Here is a 23086-nt window from a genome sequence, read left to right as displayed (position 1 = left end):
CACAAGGTCTGGGGTGCCGGTCGCGGGGGCGGGCGGTCCGGCGGGTGGGGCCACGGGCACGCGGCGGGTCAGGCGGCGGGGCCCTGGGCGGCCGCGGCGCGCTGGGCGCGCCGCGAGGTGCGGCCGTCACCGGCGGGCGCGGCGGCGCTCGGCGCCGCGCCGAAGCCCATCAGCTCGGCCAGGTTGTCGACGAAGGCGCGGATGGTCGGGAACTCGACGAAGGAGGTGGCGGGGACCGCGAAGTCCAGCTCCTCGGTGAGCTTGGCGACGATCTCGATCAGCACCAGGGAGTCGAGGCCGAGGTCGAAGAGGCTGGTGTCCAGGGCGGCGAGGTGGCGACCGCCGAGCACCTTGCCGATCTCCTCGACCAGGTAGTCGGTGACCAGGTGGCGGTTGTGCTCCGGGTCCTGGGCGTCGAACCGGCCGATCAGGCGGTCGGTGTCCTGCGGCTCGGCGGCGGTGGCCGCGTGGGCGCCGGGCACGGCCCAGTGCCGGCGCCGCTCGAAGCGGTGGGTGGGCAGCGGCACCCGGCGGGTGTCGGCGCCGCCGTTGACGGCGTCGAAGTCGAGATCGGCGCCGAGCGTCCACAGGCGGGCGGCCAGGCCCAGGAGGTGGGCCAGGCCCGCGGGCTCGTCGTCCTGCGGTGCCAGCGGGAAGGCGCAGCGCCCGGTGCCGGTGAGCTGGGCGTCGAGGCCGGACAGGTCGCCGGCGCCGGTCCAAGTGTGCGCGGTGCGGCTGTCCTCCTCGGTCATCCAGGCGCCGGTGCGCGGGGAGAGCACGGGCAGGCCCGGCGCCCGCCACTCCCCCGGTGTGCGGCCCTCGGCCAGGGCCAGGGCCGCTTCGAGCGGGAGGGCGCCGGCCAGGGCCGCGGCTACGGCGGCCCCCGCGCCGGTGACCGCCAGACCGGCCGGCTCGATGCCCCAGGCCAGCAGGGTGGAGGCGAGGGCGTAGCCGTGGACGAAGTCCTGGTGGGCCTCGCCCGCTCCGGCGCGGGTGCAGGCGTCCACGGCGTCCTGGTAGGCGGGCACCGCGTCGTACAGTTCGGCGCGGTCGGCGGCGTCGGCGCCGGAGCCGTCCAGGACCAGGACGGGGGCGGTCGGTTCACCGTTCGGCGCGCCCTGGTGCAGGCGGTCCGCGTCGCCGAGGGCGAGGGCCATGGCGGCGTCGCGGGTGCTCTTGGCGACCAGCGCGAGGCGGTGGCCGTGGCCGCGGCGGCCCAGCGAGAGGGTCTGCGCCACGGCGGCGATGTCGACGTCGGGCCGCTGCTTGAGGTGGCGGGCCAGGGCCGCGCCGGACTGCTGGAGGGCGGCCTCGGAGCGCGCGGAGAGCACGAGGAGTTCGCGGTCCCGGCCGCGCGGGGCGGCGGCCCGGGCCGGCGGCTCCTCCAGGATGACGTGCGCGTTGGTGCCGCCGATGCCGAAGGAGCTGACCCCGGCCCGGCGCAGGCCCTCGCCCTGCGGCCACTTGGTGGTCTCGGTGTTCACGTAGAACGGGCCGGTCTCGAAGTCGATCTCGGGGTTCGGCCGGGTGTAGTGCAGGCTGGGCACCAGGGTGGCGTTCTCCAGCATCAGCGCGGTCTTGATCAGACCGGCCATGCCGGCGGCGGTGTCCAGGTGGCCGATGTTGGTCTTGACCGAGCCGAGGGCGCAGAAGCCGACCCGCTCGGTGCCCTGGCGGAACGCCCGGGTGAGGGCGGCGACCTCGATGGGGTCGCCGAGCGGGGTGCCGGTGCCGTGGGCCTCGACGTAGCCGATGGTGTCGGGGGCGATGCCCGCGACCTCCTGGGCGTCGGCGATGACCTCGGCCTGTCCGGCGATGCTCGGGGCGGTGTAACCGGTCTTGTTGGAACCGTCGTTGTTGACGGCGGAGCCCTTGACCACGGCGTGGATCCAGTCGCCGTCGGCGAGCGCGTCGGAGAGCCGCTTGAGGACGACCATGCCCGCGCCGCTGCCGATGACGGTGCCCTGGGCCTCGGCGTCGAAGGCGCGGCAGTGCCCGTCCGGAGAGAAGATCATTCCCTCCTGGTACTGGTAGCCCTGGTCCTTCGGGCCGAGGTGGACGGCGCCGGCCAGGGCCACGTCGCACTCGCCGCCGATCAGCGCGAGGCAGGCGGTGTGCACGGCGACGAGCGCCGTGGAGCAGGCGGTGTTGATGCTGATGGCCGGGCCGCGCAGGTCGAGCTTGTACGCGGTGCGGGTGGCCAGGAAGTCCTTGTCGTTGGCGAGCATCAGCCGGTAGTGGTCGACCGAGCCGGCCGCGCGGTAGCGCTCGCCGAGGTTGTGCAGCAGGTAGGTGTTCATGCCGGCGCCGCCGTAGACGCCGATGCGGCCGTCGGTGCGCTGGGGGTCGTATCCGGCCCGCTCCAGCGCCTCGTGGGCGCACTCCAGGAAGATCCGGTGCTGCGGGTCGAGGATCTCGGCCTCGTCGTGGGTGAACTGGAACAGCTCGGAGTCGAACAGGTCCGTGTCCGGGATGGTCTGCGCGGCCTTGACGTAGCGCGGGTCGGCGAGGCGGTCCGCGGGCACGCCGGCGGCCAGGAGTTCCTCGTCGGTGTACCGGGTGAGCGTCTCGCGCCCTTCGCGCAGCACGTCCCAGAACTTGTCGGCGGAGTCCGCGCCGGGGAAGCGGCAGGCGATGCCGATGATCGCGATGTCGGAGTCCGATACGGAGTCCGATGCGGAATCTGAAGCGGAGGCTGATGCGGAAACGGTCATGGTGGGTCTCCCTCGTCGGGTTCTCGAAGCTGGGTGGAGGTCGGCCGGGGCCGGGGCCGCGGGCGTCAGCCCAGCGGGATACCGAGATCGGCGGCGACCGTGCGCATGTCCAGGAAGCTGGCCGCCACGAAGCGGGCGGCGTCCTCAGTGGCGTCCATGCGCTGGAACAGGTCCACCAGCTCCGCTTCGTGGTCCTCCCGGACGCCTTCGCCGGCGGCGATCGCGAGGACCACCTTGCCGAGCCGTTCCTCCACCACGGGCAGGTCGAGGGAGCGGGGGAACTTGATGCTGAAGGTGTTGCGGTCGTAGTCGGCGTTGCGCTGGACCGACCGCACGTGACTGGCCGCGTTCAGCTTGTAGAACATGCAGTCGAAGTTCTTGAACGAGTAGTAGTTCAGCAGCGGGAAGAGCGTGCAGTGGGTCTCCAGCGGCGAGGACTGGTAGAGGCCCTTCGCGCGGAGCTCCTCGACGATCCGGTCGGGGTCGTACTCGTGCCGGGTCGCGATGAACGGGAAGACGATCTTCGGAAGGTTCTCGTCCTCGTCGAACAGGAGCGCCTCCAGCTCCCCGCCGAACAGGGTGTCGGCCAGCCGCTCGCCGAAGGTCTTGTAGAAGTCGCGCACGACCTCGCGGACGTTGGACTCCATGGTCAGGATCTGCTGCGGGTCGGCGCACAGCGCGATGTACGGGATCTTCTGCCGGTAGGCCATCAGGATCGCCCGCAGCACGAAGAAGGTGCGGCAGGAGACGCAGGGCAGCTTCTCGTCGAGGTACTTGCCGGGCTTCTTGGGCGCCTTGCGGGTGAACACCTCGCGCATCATCAGCTTGATGTTGTCGTCGTCGGCGTCGAGCACGAAGGTCGCCGGGATCTTCTCCTTCGCCAGCGCGATGTTCTGCGCCGCGTGCACGCTCTCGAACGGCACGTCGAAGGTGAAGGCCAGGACCCGCTTGCCGTACTCGTTGACGAACTTGTCCAGCATGTACGTGCTGTCCTTGCCGCCGCTGTACATGAAGAGGCAGTCGTACTCGCCGGTGGCCTGCGGGGCCTGCTGGAACTCGGTGAACACCTTGCTGGTGTAGCGGTAGTTCTCCAGCAGGCCCTCGGCGAAGTCCATCGTGCACAGGTTGCAGACGCCCTTGTCGTCGAGGACGACTCCGGGATGGTCGGCCTTGAGCGAGCAGACGGTGCACACGGACATGGATCCCCCTGGGTTACCTGACTGGATGGTTGGTGCGTGGTGTGCGGAGCCGCCGGTCATGCCCGGCCTCCGCGTCGATTGCGGCGCCCGGCCAGCGCGGCGGTGTCGCGCCCGCGCCGCGCCGGCGGGGCGGCCCCCGTCGCGGCGGGCCGCGCGGCCGCGGCGCGGCCCGGGTCGCGGGCGCCGTCGGCCGCGGCGTCGGCGGCGATGAGGTGGGCGGCCATGGCCCGGACGGTCGGGTGCCCGAACATGTCCAGGCGCGAGACCGGCCGGCCCAGACCCTCGCGGAGCAGGGCCACCACCCGGGTGAGACCGAGCGAATCGCCGCCCAGGTCGAAGAAGTTGTCCTCGGCGCCGACCCGGTCCAGGCGCAGCACCGCGCACCAGACCTCGGCGATCCGTCCCTCCAGGCCGCTGCGGACGGCCGCGCCGCCGCCGGCGATCGGGCCGGGGGTCGTCGGGGCGGGCAGTGCCTTGCGGTCGATCTTGCCGTTCGGGGTGAGCGGGAGGGCCTCCAGGACCACCACCGCGGCCGGGACCATGTAGGCGGGCAGGGCGCCGCCGCGCAGGGCCGCGCGCAGCGCGTCCGGCCCGGGCAGGGCACGACCGGTGGCGTAGCCCACGATCCGGCGCTCCCCCGGCCGGTCCTCGCGGACCAGCGCCACGGCCGCGGTGACCCCGTCGATCCGGCGCAGGGCCGACTCGACCTCGCCGAGCTCGATCCGGTAGCCGTTGAGCTTGATCTGCCCGTCGATGCGCTCCAGGTACTCCAGCCGCCCGTCGGGCAGATGGCGCACCAGGTCGCCGGTGCGGTAGGCGCGGCCCGCGCCGAAGGGGGCGGCCACGAAGCGTTCGGCGGTCAGTTCGGGGCGCGCCAGGTAGCCGTCGGCGACGCCGTCGCCGGACAGGTACAGCTCACCGGGGATGCCGGGCGGTACGGGGACGCCCCGCTCGTCGAGCACGTGGCAGCGCGTGTTGCCGATGGGGCGGCCGATGGTGACGGCGTCGCCCGGCAGCACCCGGTCGACCGTGGACCAGATGGTGGTCTCGGTGGGGCCGTACATGTTGTACAGGGCGCCCACGCGGCCCACGAGTTCGGCGGCCAGCTCGCCGGGCAGCGGTTCGCCGCCGCACAGCGCCCGCAGGTCCGGGTCGCCGGGCCAGCCGGCGGTGAGGAGCATCTGCCAGGTGGTGGGCGTCGCCTGGAGCACGGTGGGCGCGGCGGTCTCGATCCGCTCGCGCAGGGCGAAGCCGTCGGCGGCGACCTCGGCGGACAGCACCTCCACGGTGCCGCCGCGCACGAGGGGCAGGTAGAGCTCCAGGGCGGCGATGTCGAAGCAGACCGTGGTGAGCGCGAGCAGCGAGTCGCCGGAGCCGAAGCCGGGCCGCCGGGCCATCGTCCAGAGGAAGTTGACCAGTGCCCGGTGGCCCACCTGGACGCCCTTGGGCAGCCCGGTGGATCCGGAGGTGTAGATGACGTAGGCGGGCGCGTCCGGGTCCGAGCGGTCCAGCGGCGCGGCGGCGGGCGCCGCCGGGTCCGGCCGGGCGTCCTGCTCGGTGACCAGGACCGGGGTGACCTCGAAGCCGGACAGGGTGTCGGCGAGGGTCTCGTCGGTCAGGACCAGCCGGGCCCCGCAGTCGCCGAGCATGTGGCCGATCCGGGCCGGGGGGTAGATCGGGTCGATGGGTACGTACGCCGCGCCGGTCTTGAGCACGGCCAGCAGGGAGACCAGGAGCCGCGCGCCGCGCTCCAGGTAGACGCCGACCCGGGAGCCCGGTCCCGCGCCCAGCTCGGCCAGGCGTCGGGCCAGCCCGTCGGTGGCGGCCTCCAGCTCGCCGTAGCCGAGCTCGTGGCCCCGGTCCCGTACGGCGGGCGCGGCCGGCGCGGCGCAGGCGATGTCGGAGACGAGCCGGGTGAGGGTGCGCTCGCGCGGGTACTCCTCGGCGGTGTCGTTCCACTGGTCGAGGACGAGGTCGCGCTCCTCGGGGCGGAGCAGCGTCAGGTCGGCCAGCGGGAGGGTCGGGCTCTCGGCGGCGGCGGCCAGGAAGAGCGCGAAGTGCTCGGCGAGCCAGCCCTCGTGCCCCTCGGTGAGCCCGGCGCCGCGGTGGAAGGAGACCGTGCCGGCGGCGTCGACGCGTACGGTCAGCGCGCGCTCGGCGGGCGCCGGAGCGTCCTGGGCCGCGCCCGGGAGCAGGACCGCGACGGGTAAGCCGCCCAGCGACGCCGCCGTGGCCGGGTGGCGCAGCGGCAGGTCGCGCCGGTACGGGGAACGGGCGGCCAGCGCGGCCGCCTCGGCGCCCACGAGCTCGGCGAGTTCGGGCAGCGTACGGTCGAGCAGCCCCGCGGGGGCGCGCAGCGGGACCTCGGCCACCAGCAGCGCGGTGGGGGCCGTCACGGGCAGGGCCACGTCGCGCTCACCGCCGCGGGCCAGCCGGGCGAGGAAGCCCAGCACCGCGGCGAGGGCGAGCCGCTCCGGGGCCGGGGCGGCGCCGGAGACCAGGGCCTGGGGCAGGGCGACCGGGCCCGCGGACCGGGGGCGCTCGGGCAGCGGGCCGAACCGCGGCGCGAGCAGCGGTTCGAGCGCGGCCAGGGTGCGCAGCCAGTGGCCCTCCTGGCGGTGCGCGAGGCGGACTTCCGCCGCCAGTTCGGCGGTCCGCCGCGATGTCAGGAACGGCAGCCGGCTCCCGTGGTCGCGGGCCGCCGCGTCGGCGAGCGCCGCGGGGTCGACGGGCTCCCCGGTGAGCGTGGTCAGGGCGGCCAGGCGCACGTCGTGGTCGGCGGTGGCCACGGTGAGCCCGTCGGGGCCGGAGTCGACGACGGTGCCGGGTGCGGCGGTGGACGGCCGCCCGGTGGGCTCCAGGGTGCGGACGGCGGCGAAGTCGTCGTCGCCCAGCGCCAGCAGCGCGGTGCCGAAACCGTTGGGGCGGCGGCCGAAGTCGGTGGCGCGGACGAGCGCGTCGAGCTCGGCGGCGGGGCGCCGCCAGTCGAGGACACCGGCGCCCGGGGGGCCGTCGTACTTGCCGTGGTAGGTCCGCAGGGCGAGGTCCTGCGGCGTACGGGTGGCGGTGCCCGCGGCGAGCTCGTCGACGAGCTCGGTGAAGGACTCGATGCCCGCGTCGTAGCAGGCCACGTCGAGGTCGTGGGCGGTCGCCCGCGGACCGACCGGGACGGCCCGCTGCGCCAGCAGGTCGCCGGTGTCGGCCTCGCGGGTCATCACGTGCCAGGTGACGCCGTGGTCGGTGTCCCCCTCCAGGACGGCCCAACTGGTGGCGAACAGGCCGGCGCGGCGGGGCAGCGGCCCGTCGTGGAAGTTGACGGGCAGTCGGGCGGGCAGCGCCAGTACCTCGTCGGGGAGCATCCGCAGGTTGGCGATGCTGAAGAGGTAGTCGAAGCGGAGCGGTGCGAGGCGCTCGACGAGGTCCGGGCCGAACGGCACGGCGGTCAGGTCGGCGCCCTCGGCCCAGGCGCGCAGCTGCTCCGACGGGCTGACCACGGCTGCCACCGTGTGCCCGCGGGCGAGCAGCACCTTGGTGCACTCGACGAGGAGGGCCTCCTCGCCGACCACCACGCAGCTGAAGGGCACGGCGGTCATCGGTTTCCTCCTTCGGAGCCGCCGTCGCGGCCCAGCAGTTCGGCCAGCAGTTCTTCGACGGCCGTGTCGGACAGGCCCGCGACGAGCGTCTCGGCGCCGTCGGCCGGGCCCGGCGGGGCGGGGACGGGGACGGAAGCGGGAGCAGCGGCGGCCGGGGCCGCCCGTACCGGCTCGGGCCCTGCCGCGGGCGCGGCGTCGCGCGAGAAGTGCTCGGCGAGCTGCCGGATGGTGATCCGCTCGAAGAGCAGGGTCGCCGGCTGCGGCCCGTGGACTGCCTCCAGGGCCCGGGTCAGGTCCAGCACCACCAGTGAGTCCACTCCGTAGTTCTCGAAGGTGAGGTCGGGGTCAAGCTGTTCGGGGGCCATCTCCAGCACCCGGGCGAACACCGCCGTGACCGTTTCCAGCGCGTCGTCCGGACGGGCCGGGGCCGGGGTGGGGGTGTGGGCGTGGGCGCTCACCACGGCCGGGGCAGGGGCCGCCGCCGGCGCCGCCGAGGTCGGCCGGGCGACCGGGCGGGGCGCCGGGACCAGGCCGTCGCTGACCGCCGCGATCACGCTCTGGAAGGCCGTTCCGGCGCTGGTCGAGGGCGAGCCCGTGCTGATCCCGTGGAATCCGCCGGCCCCGAGCACGTCGCGCCACTGCCGCTCGGCGGCCAGCGGGGAGCCGGGCATCCGCTGCTCCGCGTCGGTGAAGAGCCACCAGCCCGTGGCCAGGCCGAAGATCAGCGCCAACTGGTGCTGGGGCCGGGTGCCTTCGGTGAGCAGCAGCACGCCGCCGCCGCGCAGCAGCCGCTTGGTCTGCGCGAGGGTGTGGGCGAGGTCGCGGGTGGCGTGGAAGACGTTGGTGCCGAAGACCACGTCGTAGGCGCCCGCCTCGATGCCCGCTCCGGTCGGGCCCGCCCCGGGACCGGCCTCGATGTCCAACACCTCGAACCGGGCGAAGGGGTGGGCCGCGGCGAAGCGGGTGCGGCCCTTGCGGACGAAGGCCGGGGAGACGTCGGTGAAGACGTAGTCGACCTCGTCGGCGTACGGGGCCAGGGCGGCCAGCACCGCGGCGCTGGTGCCGCCGGTGCCGGAGCCCACTTCGAGCACCCTGACCGTGGCTCCGGGCGCGGCCGCGCGCCGGGCCTCGACCTGGGCCACGACGAGCCGGGCCACCTCCGTGTTGCACCGGTCGGTGACCGGGTCGCCCCGGTAGACGGCGGCCACGCGCTCCGCCGATCCGTCGGGGAAGAGCACCTCCATCGCGCCGAGCCGGCCGGTCAGGACCTCGGGCAGCGCGGCGAGGCAGTCCCGCAGCAGGGAGGCGACGGGGGCGATGCCGGGGTGCCGGGCGATCAGCGCGTCCAGTTCCCGGACCACGCCGGACTCGGGCTCCGCCGAACGGGTCCCGGGGCGCGGGCCGTCGGTCCCGTCACCGGTGGCGGACAGGAATCCGGTCGCGGCGAGGATGTCGAGCTGGACCCGGAACAGGTCGGCGTGCTCGGGCACCACGCCCAGCAGGTCGGCGAGTTCGGCGGGGCCGTACGCCCGTACGGGCCGGCCCTCCAGGAGCTTGAACAGTCCGGCCCGGTCCAGGGCGGCGGCGAGCAGGCGGTGCGCGAGCTCCTCCGCCTCGGCCACCGCGAGCTGGTAGGAGCGCAGTTCACCGTCGCGCGCGGGGTCGGCGGCGAAGCGGACCTCGGGCGCCGCGGCCGGACCGGGGCCCGCGGGGTGCACGGTCAGCGTGCGGTCCGCGACCACGCCCAGGTTGTCCAGGATGTGCCGGTCGGCGTCGAGGGCGAGCAGCTGGGGCAGTTCGGCGCCCAGGGTCCGCTCGACCACGGCCATGCCGCGCTCCGCGGTGAACGGCCGGATCCCGGCGGCCTCGAAGCGCCGCAGCACCCGCTCGCGCTCCGCGTCCCCGCCCGCGTTCCAGTAGCCCAGGTTGAGCACCCGGACCGGGAAGGGCAGGGTGCGGGCGGCGTGCAGGGCGTAGGCGTCGGCGAAGGTGCAGCCGGCCGCGTAGCCAGCCTGCCCGTGGTTGCCCTCGAAGGCGACCCCGGAGGAGTAGAAGAGCACGAAGTCCAGGGCCTCCCCGCGGACCGCTTCCAGCAGGCTGACGGTGGTGTCGGTCTTGGAGGTCAGGGCCGCGCGCAGCTCGGCCTCGGGGAGTTCCCGTACGACCTGGTTGACCAGCACCATCGCCGCGTTGACGACGCCGTGCAGGGCGCCGAACTCGCGCTTGGCCAGGGCGACGGCCTCGGCGAGCGCCGCCGGGTCGGTGGCGTCGAGCGGCAGGTAGCGGACCTCGGCCCCGGTCGCTTCCAGCCCGGCCAGGACCTCCTGGCGCGCGGCGTCGAGCGGGGACCGGCCGACGACCACGAGCTTGGCCCGGTAGGTCGTGGCCAGGTACCGGCAGGTGTCCCGGCCGACGGCGCCCAGGCCGCCGATGACGAGGTACACGCCGCCGGTGCGGAACCGGCCGGTGGTGGCCGGCAGTTCGACCTGCTCCAGGACGCGGATCCGTCGTACGCCGGCCCGCAGGGAGACGGCGGTGGTGCGCGGGGGGAACGGTTCGGCGGCCACCAGGGCGGCCGAGTCGGCGGCCTCGGCGGCGCGGACGTCGACGAGGGCGACCTTCAGGGCCGGGTACTCCTTGGCGACCACGGTCGCCAGTCCGGCCAGTCCGGCCGACCAGGGGGCGGAGTCGTCCCCGGGCTCCAGCGGGTGGACGTCGTGGGTGACGACCTTCAGTCGGAGCTCGGCTTCGAGCAGACCGTGCCGGTCCAGGGCGCGGACCAGGCGGTACAGCGAGATCGGTCCGCGCTCGTTGGCGTCGCGCAGCGCGGCGGCGTCGAACGGGGCGCCCGGCACGGTGTCCGTGCCCAGGAAGTAGACCAGGTCGGGTGCGCCCGGGCCGGTCAGGACCCGGTCCAGCTCCGCCTCCGCCAGGCCGCCGGGGCCGATCTCCAGGCGGGTCAGTTCGGCGCCCTGGTGGGCGCGGGCGATCCCGGCCGCCGGTTCGGCGTGCGGAGCGCTGCCGACCAGCAGCACGCTGCGGGCGGGCGCGGCGCCCTCCTCGGCCGCGCGGGGGATCCAGACGGGTCGGTGGGCGACGACGGTCGGCGCCTTCGCCTGGCGGTAGGTCAGGCCGGTGAAGCGCACCCGGACCTCGCCCGCCGCGTCCAGGACCCACACGTCGCAGCGGTCGGCGCCGGTTTCCCGCACGTACGACCAGCCGTGGTCCGGCACCGGGCCGAAGACGTCGACGCGGTCGGCCGCGAAGGGCAGCATCGGCCGGGCCCGCGCCCCGCGGCGCCGCGCCAGCAGGGCGGCGTAGGTGTGCAGGGCGGCGTCCAGGACGCCGGGGTGCAGCGCGTGGGCGCCGTCCTCGTCGGTCCGGCCGAGCCGGCCGAGGACCTCGTCCCCGCCCGTCCACACCTGCTCCACGCGGCGGTAGAACGGGCCGTACGGCAGGCCCTGGCCCCGCAGCAGGGCGTAGAACGCGTCCTGTCCGGGGCCGCTCTCCATGCGGGCCCGCAGTTCCTCGGTGTCCAGGGGCTCCGGGGCGGGTGCGGCCTCGGTGAGCCGGCCGCGCGAGCGCGGGGCGTCGTCGCCGCCGAGCACCTGGTAGCCCTCGGCGTCGAAGCGGACGGCGGCCCGCTCCTCGTCGCCGGTCACGGCGAGCGGGGCGATCCAGCGGACGTCCGCGAAGGCCCGCCCGACAACGGCGCCGTCCGCGGCCTCGGCGACCAGGTCGAGGTGGCCGACGCCCGGCAGGACCGGACGGCCGTCCACCACGTGGTCGCGCAGCACCGGTGCCGCCGCCGTCAGGGTCCGGCGCCACAGCGGCCCGGCGGCCGCCGGGGCGGTGGCGGACGCGGTCGGGGCGGCGCTCGCGGCGGAGCCGGTGGCGGAGCCGGTGAGGTCGATCCAGTGGCGTACCCGCTCGAAGGGGTACGTGGGCAGGGACACCGTGCGCCGGGTCGCGGGCCGGAGCCGGTGGACCAGGTTCCAGTCCACGGTGATGCCGGACACCCACAGCCGGGCGATCATGTCGTCCTGGCCGGCGCGGACCTGGGCGGACAGGAAGTCCTCGCCGCCGGTCTGGCCCGCCAGCAGGCCCTCCAGCATCGGGTGCGGGCGGACCTGTCCCCGGTGCAACCACTGGCCCTGTTCGCCGCGTCCGACGGCGGTGAGCCGCTCGGCCGCGTCGGTGAGGTCGGCGGCGACGAACGCCAGGCGCTCGGCCATCGGTTCGCGGCCGACCCGCAGGGTGTAGGCGATGTCGGCGAGCCGGACGGGGGCGCCGTCGGTGCGGGCGGCCCGTGCGGTCAGGGCGCTGCCCAGCTCGGCCGCGTAGGCGGTCAGGCGCTGCGCGTCGCGGGCGGACAGGACGATCAGTTCGGGCGTCTCGACGGCCTGCGGGGCGGGCTCGGGCGCCCGGTACTCCTCGACGATGACGTGCGCGTTGGTACCGCCCGCGCCGAAGGAGCTGACGGCGGCCCGTCGGGGCAGCGGGCTGCCGTCCGCGGCCAGCGGCTGCGGCCAGGGGGCGCTCTCGCGCTGGACGGTGAAGGGGGAGCCGGCGAAGTCGATCACCGGGTTGGTCTCCTCGACGTGCAGCGTGGGCAACAGGGTGGCGTTGCGCAGCTGGAGCACCGCCTTGGTGAGACCGGCGATGCCCGCCGCTCCCTCCAGGTGGCCGATGGACGACTTCACCGAACCCAGCGCGCAGAACCCGGTGTCGGCGGTGTGCTTGCCGTAGGCCTGGGCCAGTGCGGTGTGCTCGATCGGATCGCCGAGCGCGGTGCCGGTGCCGTGCGCCTCCAGCACGCCGATGGTGCGGGCGCTGACGTCGGCCGCGGCGAGCGCCTGCTCCACGAGGGCCTGCTGGGCGTGCGGGTTGGGGACGGTGTAGCCGCTGGTGCGGCCGCCGTGGTTGACCGCGGTCGAGCGGATCACGGCGTGCACCGTGTCGCCGTCGCGGACCGCGTCGGACAGCCGCTTGAGCACGACCGCTCCGACGCCCTCACCGGGCACGTATCCGCTGCCCCCGGCGCCGAAGGCGCGGCAGCGGCCGTCGGCGGCGAGCATCGTCTTGCGGCTGAGGTGGACGTACTTGTCCGGGTGGACGGCGACGTTGACGCCGCCCGCGACGGCGTAGCCGACTTCGCCCCGGCGGATGCTCTCGCACGCCTGGTGCACGGCGACCAGGGAGGCCGAGCAGGCGGTGTCCACGACCACGCTCGGGCCGCGGAAGTCCCCGAAGTAGGAGACCTGGTTGGCGATCGAGGAGCGGTTGGCCAGCACCACCTGGTGGTTGCCGCGCGCGGACTCGGCGGCCGCGAGGACCGCGTAGTCGTTCCACATCACGCCGACGAACACGCCGACGTCGTGCCCCTGGCCGCCGAAGCGGGGGGCGGGCAGGCGCGCGGGCGGGTAGCCCGCGTCCTCCAGCGCCGACCAGGCGGTCTCCAGGAACAGCCGCTCCTGCGGGTCCATGGTGCGGGCCTGCATCGGCGAGATCTGGAAGAACAGCGAGTCGAAGGAGGCGACGTCGGACAGGAAGCCGCCCCACCGGCTGTAGCTGCGGCCCGGGGCGGCCGGGTCCGCGTCGAAGAGGGCGTCGGCGTCCCAGCGGTCGGCGGGGACCTCGCTCACGCAGTCCCGGCCGTCGGCCAGGTTCTGCCAGAACTCGTCCAGGTCGCGGGCCTGCGGGTAGCGCCCGCTGATGCCGATGACGGCGATGGGCTCGTCCGCCGCCGGTTCGAGGGCCGGGGCCGGGGCCACGGCGGAACGCACGGGGGCGGGGGCGGGGGCGACCTCGGTGGCCGGGGCATTCGCGACGGCGGGGGCGGGGGCGGGGGCGGGGGCGGGGGCGGGGAACAGTCGCGCCACCGCGTCCGGGTGCTCGGCCAGGACGTGCGCCGCCAGCTCCTCGACCGTGCGGCACTCGAAGAACACCGTGCCGCGCAGGCCCGGGAAGTCCTTGCCGAGCAGCCTGTTCGACTCCATCACCAGGACCGAGTCCAGCCCGTAGTCGTCCAGCGGGACGCGGCTGTCGAGCCGGCCCGCACGCAGCCCCAGCACCCCGGACAGGGTCTCGCTCAGGTGCTCCACGAGGCGGGCGCGCACGTCGGCGACCGCGGCGACGGGCAGCGGGGCGGTGTGCGGTGCGGCGTGCGGTGCGGGCTGGTGGGCCGTCCCCGTCGCGCCGGCCGGTTCCACCAGGGCCGCGTCCAGGACCGCGGGCTCGCCCCAGGCCGGGACCAGCCACGGCGCCGGGACGGCGAAGGCGCCGGTGAACGCCGCCAGGCCCTGCTCGGCCGTGAGCGCCCGCATCCCGCTGCGCCGCGTGTACGCGGCCAGTTCGGCCGGGTTGACCAGGCCGTCGACCCCACCGACCGACCACAGCGGCCAGCCCAGGGACAGGCTCCGGCCGTGGCGCGCGCCCCGGGCGGCCCAGGAGTCGCGGAGCACGGTGTAGAGGTCAGCGAAACGATTCGCCGTCGCGTAGCTGGCCGCGCCGAAGTCGCCGACCAGGGAGGAGACGGAGGAGAAGACCACGAACAGGTCGAGGGCGTCGTCCCGGGTCAGCCGGTCCAGGTGGACCAGGCCGCGGGTCTTGGCGGCCAGTACCCGGGCGAAGCGGTCGCGGTCGCCGTCGGTGGCCCGGCCGTCGTCGGCGACGCCCGCGAGGTGGAACACCCCGTGCGGGGCGCCGAAACGCTCCCGGGCCGTCGCGAGGGCGGCGGCGAGGGCGGCGGCGTCGGCCACGTCGGCGCTCAGCGCCAGGACCTCGGCGCCGAGGTCCGTGAGGCCCTGCTGCCAGGCGGTGGCTCCGGCGTCGGGCTCGGAGCGGCCGACGAGCACGAGCTTCGCCCGGCAGGTACGGGCGAGGTGCTCGGCCAGCAGCCGGCCGATCGCGCCGTTGCCGCCGGTGATCACGTAGACGCCGTGCTCGCGCAGGGGCGTCGCGGTGCTCTGGGCGCTCGTGGTGGTCGCGGTGGCGGGGGCCTGCCGCAGGGCGCGCACCTCGCGCCCGCCGGTCGTGGTGCGGCGCACCTCCAGGCCGGCGGCGCGCGGGGCGGCGCGCAGCTCGACGGCGACGGCGGCGGCCCGGCCGGCCGCGTCCAGGTCGTGCGGCAGGCCCAGGGTGAGCAGTTCGAAGCGGGAGGTGAGCGGGCCGGTGGACCGGGCGAAGCCGGCCAGGGCGGCCTGTTCGGGGCGGTCCGCACCGGCGTCCTGCGGGTGGGCCAGCAGGCAGCGGACGCGGCCGGGCAGCGTGCCCGCAGCGGTCGCGGTCAGCAGGCCGAGCACCTCGAAGCAGAGCCCTTCCAGCTCGTCGGGGGCCGCACCGGGGCCGTCCGCGGAGTCCGGGGCGGGCGCGGGCCGCTGGGCCGGGTTCCGCACCAGGGCGAGGTCGAGGCCGTGCTCGTCGGCGAGACCGGCGAGCCGGTCCGTACGAGCCTCCCCGAGCTCGGGGACCGCGACCACCCGGCGCCAGGCACCGGTCGCGGCCAGGGCGTCCACCAGGGCGGCGTCCTCGCCCAGCACGGCGAGGGTGCCGGGCAGTGCTGCGGGGTCCGCCGCCGCGGGTTCGGCGGCGGGGCGCCAGTACGGCTCGTAGAACCGGGCTTCGCCCGTGGCGGTGGCGGTGGCGTCGTCGTCGGGGGCGGCCGCCGGTACCGCGGTGGCGGCAGAGGTGGCCGCCGCCGACGGGGTGCGGCCCGCGAAGTCCCGTACGTGGGCCAGTACGCGGCCCTGCTCGTCGTGGACGCTCACCTCGAAGCGGCGGATGCCGGCGCTCTCGCCGATGAGGCGGGCGTGCGCGAAGCACACGGCGGGCAGCGGGGCGTGCGCCTCCAGCGCGCCGAGGCTGAAGGGAACGTCCAGGGCGCCGGGACGCGGGGACTCGGTGCGGCCCGCCCAGTGGCAGGCCCGCAGCGCTCCGTCGAGCAGGGCCGGGGGCAGTTCGGTGCCGTGCGCGGCGGGGTCGGCGCTCAGCCGGAGCAGGGCCTCCCCCGGTCCGGTGCGGACCTCGTCGATGACCTGGAAGGACGGGCCGTAGTGGAATCCCGCGGCCGCGTAGTCGGCGTAGGCGCCCTCCCGGTCGCGCACCGGGGCCAGTCGGCCGCGCAGGGCGTCGAGGTCGGCGGCGCCGGGCAGGGCGGGGGCCGCGGGGGCGGCGATGCCCTGGACGTGGGTGGTGCGGGCGTCCCCGGTAAGGGAGAAGACCTCGAAGGCCAGCCGGTCCCCGTCGGCCCGGAAGGCGGCGTACAGGGCCAGTTCGGCGGCGTCGCCGGGCAGTTCGACGGCCCGGCCCCACACGACCTCGCGCAGGGTGTGCCGCACGCCCGGTTCGGCGAGCGCGGCGGCGGTCCGTACGAACTCCAGCGTCGCGGCGCCCGCGAGGAGCGGGCGTCCCTCGATCACGTGGTCGCGCAGCAGGGCGTCGGCGGCGCGCAGGGTCTTGCGGAACCTGGCCTCGGCCACGGTGGACTCGTTGGCGTCGACCAGCGGGTGCAGGGCGGAAGGGGCCTGGTGCGCGTCCCGGTCCTGGCCCTGGTCGGGGTCGAGCGGGATCCAGTAGCGCTCGTCGGCGAAGGGGTAGAGCGGGGCGCCCGTGCGGCGCGGGGCCGGACCGGGCCGTGCGGCGTGCTCGGCGGCCCAGTCCACCTCGGCGCCGGTGAGCCAGCGCAGGGCCGCCGCGGCGAGCGGGCCGTCCTGCTCGGGCCCGGTGGCGCCGATGGTCTCGGGCAGCGAACCGCCCGCGGCGTAGCGGCGCAGGGCGGCGACGATGTCGGCGCCGTCGGTGGAGAGCACCGCGAGGCGGACCCCCATGGCCTCGCGGCCGACCTGGGTGGTGAAGCAGAGGTCGGCGAGCGGCACCCGCTCGGCTTCGAGGAACCGCGCGGCCGTGTCGGCGTAGGCGCGCAGCCGCTCCTCGTCGCGGGCGGAGAGCAGGAAGAGCACGGGCTCCTCGACGCTCTGCTCGGCCGCGGGCGCGGCGGCGGCCTGGGCGGGCTCGGGGGCCTCGCGCAGCACGAGGTGCGCGTTGGCGCCGCCCGCGCCGAAGGAGCTGAGGCCGGCCAGCCGGGGGCGGTCCCCGGCGGGCCAGGCTTCGGCGGTGCGCTGGACCCGGAACGGGGAGCGGTCGAAGTCGATGTTCGGGTTGAGCTCGTCGGCGTGCAGCGAGGGCACCCGCGTGCCGTGGGCGAACTGGAGCAGCACCTTGGTGAGTCCGGCCATGCCGGCGGCGGACTCCAGGTGCCCGACGTTGGTCTTAACCGAGCCGATCGGCCAGTGGCCCGGGGCCGCTCCGCTCCCGTCGGCCGCGCGGTAGGCGGCGGTGAGGCCGGTCAGCTCGATCGGGTCGCCGAGGGCGGTTCCGGTGCCGTGCGCCTCGACGTAGCCGATCTCCCGCGGGTCCACCCCGGCCTGGGCCAGGGCGGCGGTGACGACGCGCTGCTGGGCGCGGGGGTTGGGCACGGTGTAGCCGTTGGTCTTCCCGCCGTGGTTGACGGCGCTGCCAAGGATGACGCCGTGGATGCGGTCGCCGTCGGCCAGGGCCCGGCGGTAGGGCTTGAGGAGGACGGCGCCGACGCCCTCGCCGGGCACGTAGCCGTCGCCGCCCGCGCCGAAGGCGCGGCAGCGGCCGTCGGAGGAGGGGAACCGGCCCTGGCTGAGGAAGGCGTACTTGTACGGGTGGACCGAGACGTTGACGCCGCCGGCGATCGCCAGCTCGCTCTCGCCGCGGCGCAGGCTCTCGCAGGCCAGGTGGATCGCGGTGAGCGAGGAGGAGCACATGGTGTCGAGCGCCAGGCTCGGGCCGGAGAGGCCCAGGGCGTAGCTGACCCGGTTGGCGATGGTCGCGAAGGAGGAACCGGTGAGCGGGCGGCCGCCGCGCAGCACGTCCACGGCGCCGTGGAACTGGTACTCGCCGTACATCACGCCGACGTAGACCCCGACGGGGGCGCCGGACAGGTCGGCGCGGCGGTAGCCGGCGTCCTCCAGGACGTGCCAGGAGTTCTGGAGGAAGAGCCGCTCCTGCGGGTCCATCAGCTCCGCCTGGCGCGGGGAGATGCCGAAGAACAGCGGGTCGAAGCGGTCCACGTCGCGCAGGAATCCACCCCAACGGGTGTGCGCGGTACCGGGGTTGGCCGGGTCCGGGTGGTACCAGCGGTCGCGGTCCCAGCGGTCCTCGGGGATCTCGGTGATGCAGTCCCGGCCGTCGAGCAGGTTGGTCCAGAACTCGTCGAGGCCGTCCGCCATCGGGTAGCGGCCGGCCAGGCCGATGACGGCGATGGCCTCGTCGTCGGCGTCGTTCACGTCGTTCGCGTCGTGCACGTCGGTGGGCTGCCGGTCCGCGGCGACGGCCGGGCGGGCGGTGCGGGAGGTACGGCCCGGGCGGGTACGGGCGGGCGCGGTGGCGGCGGCCAGGGGCGCAACGGCCGCGGCGGAGGCCGACTGACCGGCGTGCGCGGCGAGCAGTTCGGCCCGGTGGTGCTCGGCGAAGTGGTCGGCGAGCTCGCCGAGGGTGGCGTACTCGAAGAACAGGGTCTTGGACAGCCCCTGGATGCGACGGTCCAGCTCGCGGTTGAGCTTGGTGATCATCAGGGAGTCGATGCCGTAGCGGTCGAAGGGTGCGTCCTCGGCGACCTCGGTGGCCACCAGCCCGGTCTCGGCCGCGATCAGCTCGCGCAGCATCGCCAGGGCGGCCGCGCGGGGGGCCGGGCCCTCGCCGTGCCCGCCGCCGTCGACTTCCGCGTCGGCGGCGCCGTTTCCGGCGGCGGGGGCGGGGGCGGGTGCGGCGGCCGGAGCACCGAGCACGGCGGTGATCCGCGCGGTGTCCCCGTAGCCGGCGACCACCGCGCCCGCGGCGGCGAGGGCCCGCTCCAGCAGGTCCAGGCCCGCCGCGGTGGGCAGGACCGCGAAGCCGGTGGCGGCGGCGATGTCGGCCGCCGCCTCGGCGCTCTGGCGCATGCCGCCCTCGGCCCACATGGGCCAGGCGACCGCGGTCGTCCGGCCGTCGCGCTCGGCGTGGGCCTCCATGTAGGCGTTGGCGTAGGCGTAGTCGCTCTGTCCGGCGGAGCCGATGTGCGCGGCGATGGAGGAGAAGGCGACGAAGAAGTCCAGCGGGTCCTCGGCCGTGGCGGCCTCCAGGGCGCGCAGCCCGGCCACCTTGGGGGCCAGTACGGCCTCCAGGTCCTCGGCGGACTTGGTGAGGGCGAAGCCGTCGCGCAGGATTCCGGCGGCGTGCACGACGCCGTGGAAGGGGCCGTGGAGCGTACGGGCCCGGGCCAGCCCGGCGGCGAGCTCCTCGGGGTCGGACACGTCGGCGCGCAGGTACGTCACGCGCTCGTCGGCGGGTGCGGTGGCGGGCTCCTCGCTGCGGCCCAGGAGGACCACGCGGCAGTCGGCGCTGCCGGTCAGCCAGTCGGCGACGATCCGGCCGAGGCCGCCCGCGCCGCCGGTGACCAGGTAGTGGCCGCCGTCACGGACGGAGACCGGCTCGGTGGCCGGGGCGGGTCGGAACGCGGGCACGCGGCGGGCCCCGGCGGTGTGCAGCACCTCGGCGTCGCGGCCCGGGCCGGCGAGTTCGGCGGCGAGCGCCGCGGCCTCGTCCGCGTCCGCGGCCAGGCCCACGGCCTGCACGGCGAGCAGCGGGTTCTCGGCCCGCACGGTCCGGGCGAAGGCGGCCAGCGCGGCGCGCTCGGGGCGGGCCCCGGCCTGCTCGTGGCGGTGCACCAGCAGGACCCGGACCGGGGTCGCGGGCCGGCTGCGGAGCAGCTCGCGGACCAGGTCCAGGGTCTGGCCGGCGGTGGGCTCGTCCACGACGACGGTGTCCGGGGCGGTGTCCGCGGCCGTGTCCGGGGCGCCGCCGGTGGTGACGCTTTCGGCGCCCAGGGAGCGCAGCAGGGCGTCCAGTTCGGTGCGGCGGGCCTCGTCGTCGGCCACGACGAGGGCCGTGCGGGGACGGTGCCCGGCCGGTTCGGCGGGGGCGTCGACCCAGTGGCGCACCAGCAGCTCCGCGGTGGGCTCGGCGGGGCTCGCGCCGTCCTTCAGGACGCGGACGGTGAGCCCGGCCAGGCGGGCCAGCACCCGGCCGTCGGAGTCGAGCAGGCTCAGGTCGGCGACGGCGGACCGCTCGCCGGTGCGGCCCGCTTCGACGTGGGCCCAGCAGGCTCCGTCGACCGGCGCGTGGACGGTCAGTTCGTCGAGGGCGAGCGGCAGGAAGCCGTCGGCGGCGTCGCCGTAGGCACGGGAGAGCAGCACGACGAGGGCGTGCAGGGCGCCGTCCAACAGGGCCGGGTTCAGGAGCGCGCCGTCCAGGGCCGCGCCCTCGGGCAGTTCGAGCATGGCGAGGGCCTCGCCGTCGCCGAGGGCCACCTCGGCCAGGGCCCGCATCCGGGGGCCGTAGTCGAGGCCGCGCTCGCGCAGCAGGGCGTAGCAGTCGTGGTGGGCGACGGCCTCGGGGCAGCGGTCCGCCGCCGCGGCGAGGTCGTACGGGCCGGTCGGGGCGGGCGCGCCGGGCAGGACGGTGCCCGCGGCGTGGACGCGGTCGCCCTCGGCGATCTCGAAGCGGACCGGGTCGACCGCGTCCGTCGCGTCGTACGCCGTCGCGTCCTGCTCCTGCTCCTGCTCCTGCCACAGCGAGACCAGGGCGGTCCGCGGGCCCTGGGCGTAGGAGAGCAGCTGCTCGAAGGAGACGTCGCGCAGCCGCACCGGGCCGTCGAAGGCCAGTTCGCCCGCGGCGCGGGCCAGTTCCAGGTGGCCCACGGCCGGCATGACGGGAGCACCGGCGACGCGGTGGTCCGCGAGGTAGAACTCCTCGCCGGAGCGGGAGCTGCGCCAGGCCAGGGTGTCCAGGGTGGAGACGTTCTCGTCCAGCAGCGGGTGCGGGCCGCGGCCTTCGTGGTCCGTGACGGCCCCCGCGGCGACCGCGGGAGCGGTCATCCAGCAGCGGCGGCCCTCGAAGGGGTAGGTGGGCAGCGGCACACGGCCGCGCTCCTCCCCGTCGAACCAGGCCGTCCAGTCGATGTCGGCCCCGGCCTGCCAGGCACGGGCGACGCCCTGCCAGGGGCCGTCGGAGACGCCGAGGACGAGGCCGCGGACCTCCTCCTGGGCGCTGCGCAGCGCGATGCCGGAGCCGCGCGCCGCCTTGGCGGTACGGGCCTGCGGCGCGGGCCCGTCCTGCGGGGCGGCGCCGTCGGCCAGGTTTACGGCGCCGGTCACGCAGGCGGCCACGCGGGCCGCGAGGCCGTCGCCGTGGACGGCGTCGGGGCGCACACCCCAGTCGAGCCAGAGCCGGCCGAGCGCGTACTGGAGGGCGAAGGCCTGCCCGCGCTCCCCCTGCTCGGCGGCGCCCGCGGCCAGGGCGGCGGCGTGGTGTGCGGCGAAGGCGGGTTCGGCGGCGGCCCACTCGGCCGCGAGCGCCTCGGCGCCCGGGACGTGCTCGGTGAAGGCGAAGGAGATCCCGGTGGCGCCGTGGCCGGTCGGGGCGGTGGCGGCGCGCAGGGCCTCGGCCAGGGCGGCGCGGTCGGCGCCGTGGACGGCGAGGCGGAACTCGTGGGCGCGGCGGCCCACGGCCAGGGTGTAGGCGGTGTCGGCGAGCAGGGCCGCGGCGGTGTGCTCCTCGCCGGGGCCGTCCGTGCCGGTGTCGCCGGCGCCGTCGAGGTGGTCCGCGAGCCGGTCGGCGGCGGTGCGCAGCGCGGTGGCGGTGCGGGCGGAGAGGACCAGGACCTGGCCGGGGCGCGAGGGGGCGCCGGTGGTGACGGACGGGGCCTCCTGCAGCACGGCGTGGGCGTTGGTGCCGCCGATGCCGAAGGAGCTGACCCCGGCGCGCAGCGGGCCGTCGCCGGTCCAGGGCCGGGTCTCCGTGGTGACCGTGAAGGGGCCGGACGCGAAGTCGATGGCCGGGTTGGGCGTGCGGTAGTTCAGCGTGGGCACCAGGGTCCGGTGGCGCATCATCAGCGCGGTCTTGATCACGCCGGCGACGCCGGCGGCCGCGTCGAGGTGGCCGAGGTTGGACTTGACCGAGCCGATGGCGCAGAAGCCGGTGTCGGTGGTGCCGGCGCGGAAGGCCCTGGTCAGGGCGGAGACCTCGACCGGGTCGCCGAGCCGGGTGGCGGTGCCGTGCGCTTCCACGTGGCTGATGGACCGCGGGTCGACGCCCGAGACGGCGTGCGCCTCGCGGATGACGGCGCTCTGTCCGGCGGCGCCGGGTGCGGCGTAACTGACCTTGCCGGAGCCGTCGTTGTTGGTGGCGGTGCCCTTGATGACGGCGTGGATGGTGTCGCGGTCGGCGATGGCGTCGCTGAGCAGCTTGAGGACGAGGACGCCGACGCCGTTGCCGAGGACGGTGCCGCTGGCGTCGGCGTCGAAGGTGCGCACGTGCCCGTCCTGGGAGAGGATCGCGCCCTCTTCGTAGAGGTAGCCCTTCTCCTGGGGGAGCTTGATGGTGACGCCGCCCGCCAGTGCCATGTCGCATTCGCCGTTGATGAGGCCCTGGCAGGCCAGGTGGATGGCGACGAGAGAGGTGGAGCAGGCCGTCTGGACGGTGTAGGCGGGGCCCTTGAGGTCGAGCTTGTACGCCAGCCGGGTGGCGAGGAAGTCCTTGTCGTTGCCGACCATCACGGCGAAGTGGTTCGAGGTGGTGGTCTGGTCGACGTGGGGCAGGACCTGCTGTTGCAGGTACGTGTTGATGGCCGCGCCGGCATAGACGCTGATCAGCCCGTCGTGGCGGGCGGGGTCGTAGCCCGCGTGCTCCAGCGCGGCGTGCCCGGCGGTCAGCAGGATCCGGTGCTGGGGGTCGGTGAACTCGGCTTCCGCCGGGGTGAATTCGAAGTAGCCGGTGTCGAAGAGGTCGACGTCGGGGAGCACGCCGTGGGCCGGGACGTAGTCCGGGTCGTCCAGCAGGCGGCGGGGCACTCCGGCGGCGGCGAGTTCCTCGCGGCTGAAACGGGTGACTCCCTCGCGGCCCTCGCTCAGCAGTTGCCAGAAGGAATCGAGATCGTCGGCGCCGGGGAAACGCCCGGCCATGCCGATGATCGCGACATCCGTGTCGTTCACCATCGGACCCTCGGGGCTGCTCACTGACCCAACTCTCCCTTTCGCTGGCCTGACCGGAGTGGGGCAGGCGAACCGCTGATGATGAATTCCGGCACGGCCCTATGATCCCCACACATTTCATGTGGGTCCGACAATGTGCGTCGGCAATGGGCGTTGAATTCTGCCGGTGCCCGGCAGGGCGAAACCGACTCAATGGACAGGAGGAAACTCCTGCGTGACAAAAGGCATGACCATAGAGCACCTACCGGCTGGTGCCGATGGTGTCACCTATGGAGAAGTCCCTGGCGGCTAGGCCACTAGAGAGAAGTCGGGGCCTGTCCCCGCCGAAATACCGCACAGCTTCACTGTGATCCCCCGAAAAGCCCGTCGGCATGAATGCCGATTCCGTCACCCCGTAGCTTCGGGTCCTAGTCGGTGGACCCGCACCGAGTCGACATCGGACTCGGCTAGTTGGAGCCTAGAGGAGTGATCGACGGGGTGCAACGAAAAACGATCAGAGAATGATCTTCCCCTGACCGCTT

Annotated in this window: 4 protein-coding genes; all 4 read right to left on the bottom strand. The window is 75.4% G+C overall.

Annotated features, from left to right (window positions below; translation table 11 throughout):
* Positions 1 to 68: 68 nt before the first annotated feature.
* Positions 69 to 2714, bottom strand: a complete 2646-nt coding sequence (locus ACIQWR_RS20925; protein WP_404011530.1) for a type I polyketide synthase — start codon at positions 2712 to 2714, stop codon at positions 69 to 71.
* A gap of 65 nt (positions 2715 to 2779) precedes the next feature.
* On the bottom strand, positions 2780 to 3913 hold the full coding sequence (locus ACIQWR_RS20920; protein WP_404011527.1) for an OzmP: 1134 nt from the start codon (positions 3911 to 3913) through the stop codon (positions 2780 to 2782).
* A gap of 56 nt (positions 3914 to 3969) precedes the next feature.
* Positions 3970 to 7506, bottom strand: coding sequence for an amino acid adenylation domain-containing protein (locus tag ACIQWR_RS20915; protein WP_404011524.1), 3537 nt, complete (start codon positions 7504 to 7506; stop codon positions 3970 to 3972).
* Positions 7503 to 22589, bottom strand: a complete 15087-nt coding sequence (locus ACIQWR_RS20910) for an SDR family NAD(P)-dependent oxidoreductase (RefSeq protein WP_404011522.1) — start codon at positions 22587 to 22589, stop codon at positions 7503 to 7505. Before ACIQWR_RS20910 ends, ACIQWR_RS20915 begins: the two co-directional genes overlap by 4 nt.
* Between the last annotated feature and the right edge of the window lie 497 nt (positions 22590 to 23086).

The sequence above is a fragment of the Streptomyces sp. NPDC098789 genome (genome assembly GCF_044759975.1).
Taxonomy (GTDB): Bacteria; Actinomycetota; Actinomycetes; order Streptomycetales; family Streptomycetaceae; genus Streptomyces.
The sequence above is the reverse complement of the archived record's forward strand: the minus strand, read 5'-3'. Positions and strand labels throughout refer to the sequence as shown.

Bases quoted from the DNA above. Each gene is read 5' to 3' on its own strand.
- ACIQWR_RS20925 (WP_404011530.1), bottom strand. From the start codon at position 2,714: ATGACCGTTTCCGCATCAGCCTCCGCTTCAGATTCCGCATCGGACTCC.
- ACIQWR_RS20920 (WP_404011527.1), bottom strand. From the start codon at position 3,913: ATGTCCGTGTGCACCGTCTGCTCGCTCAAGGCCGACCATCCCGGAGTC.
- ACIQWR_RS20915 (WP_404011524.1), bottom strand. From the start codon at position 7,506: ATGACCGCCGTGCCCTTCAGCTGCGTGGTGGTCGGCGAGGAGGCCCTC.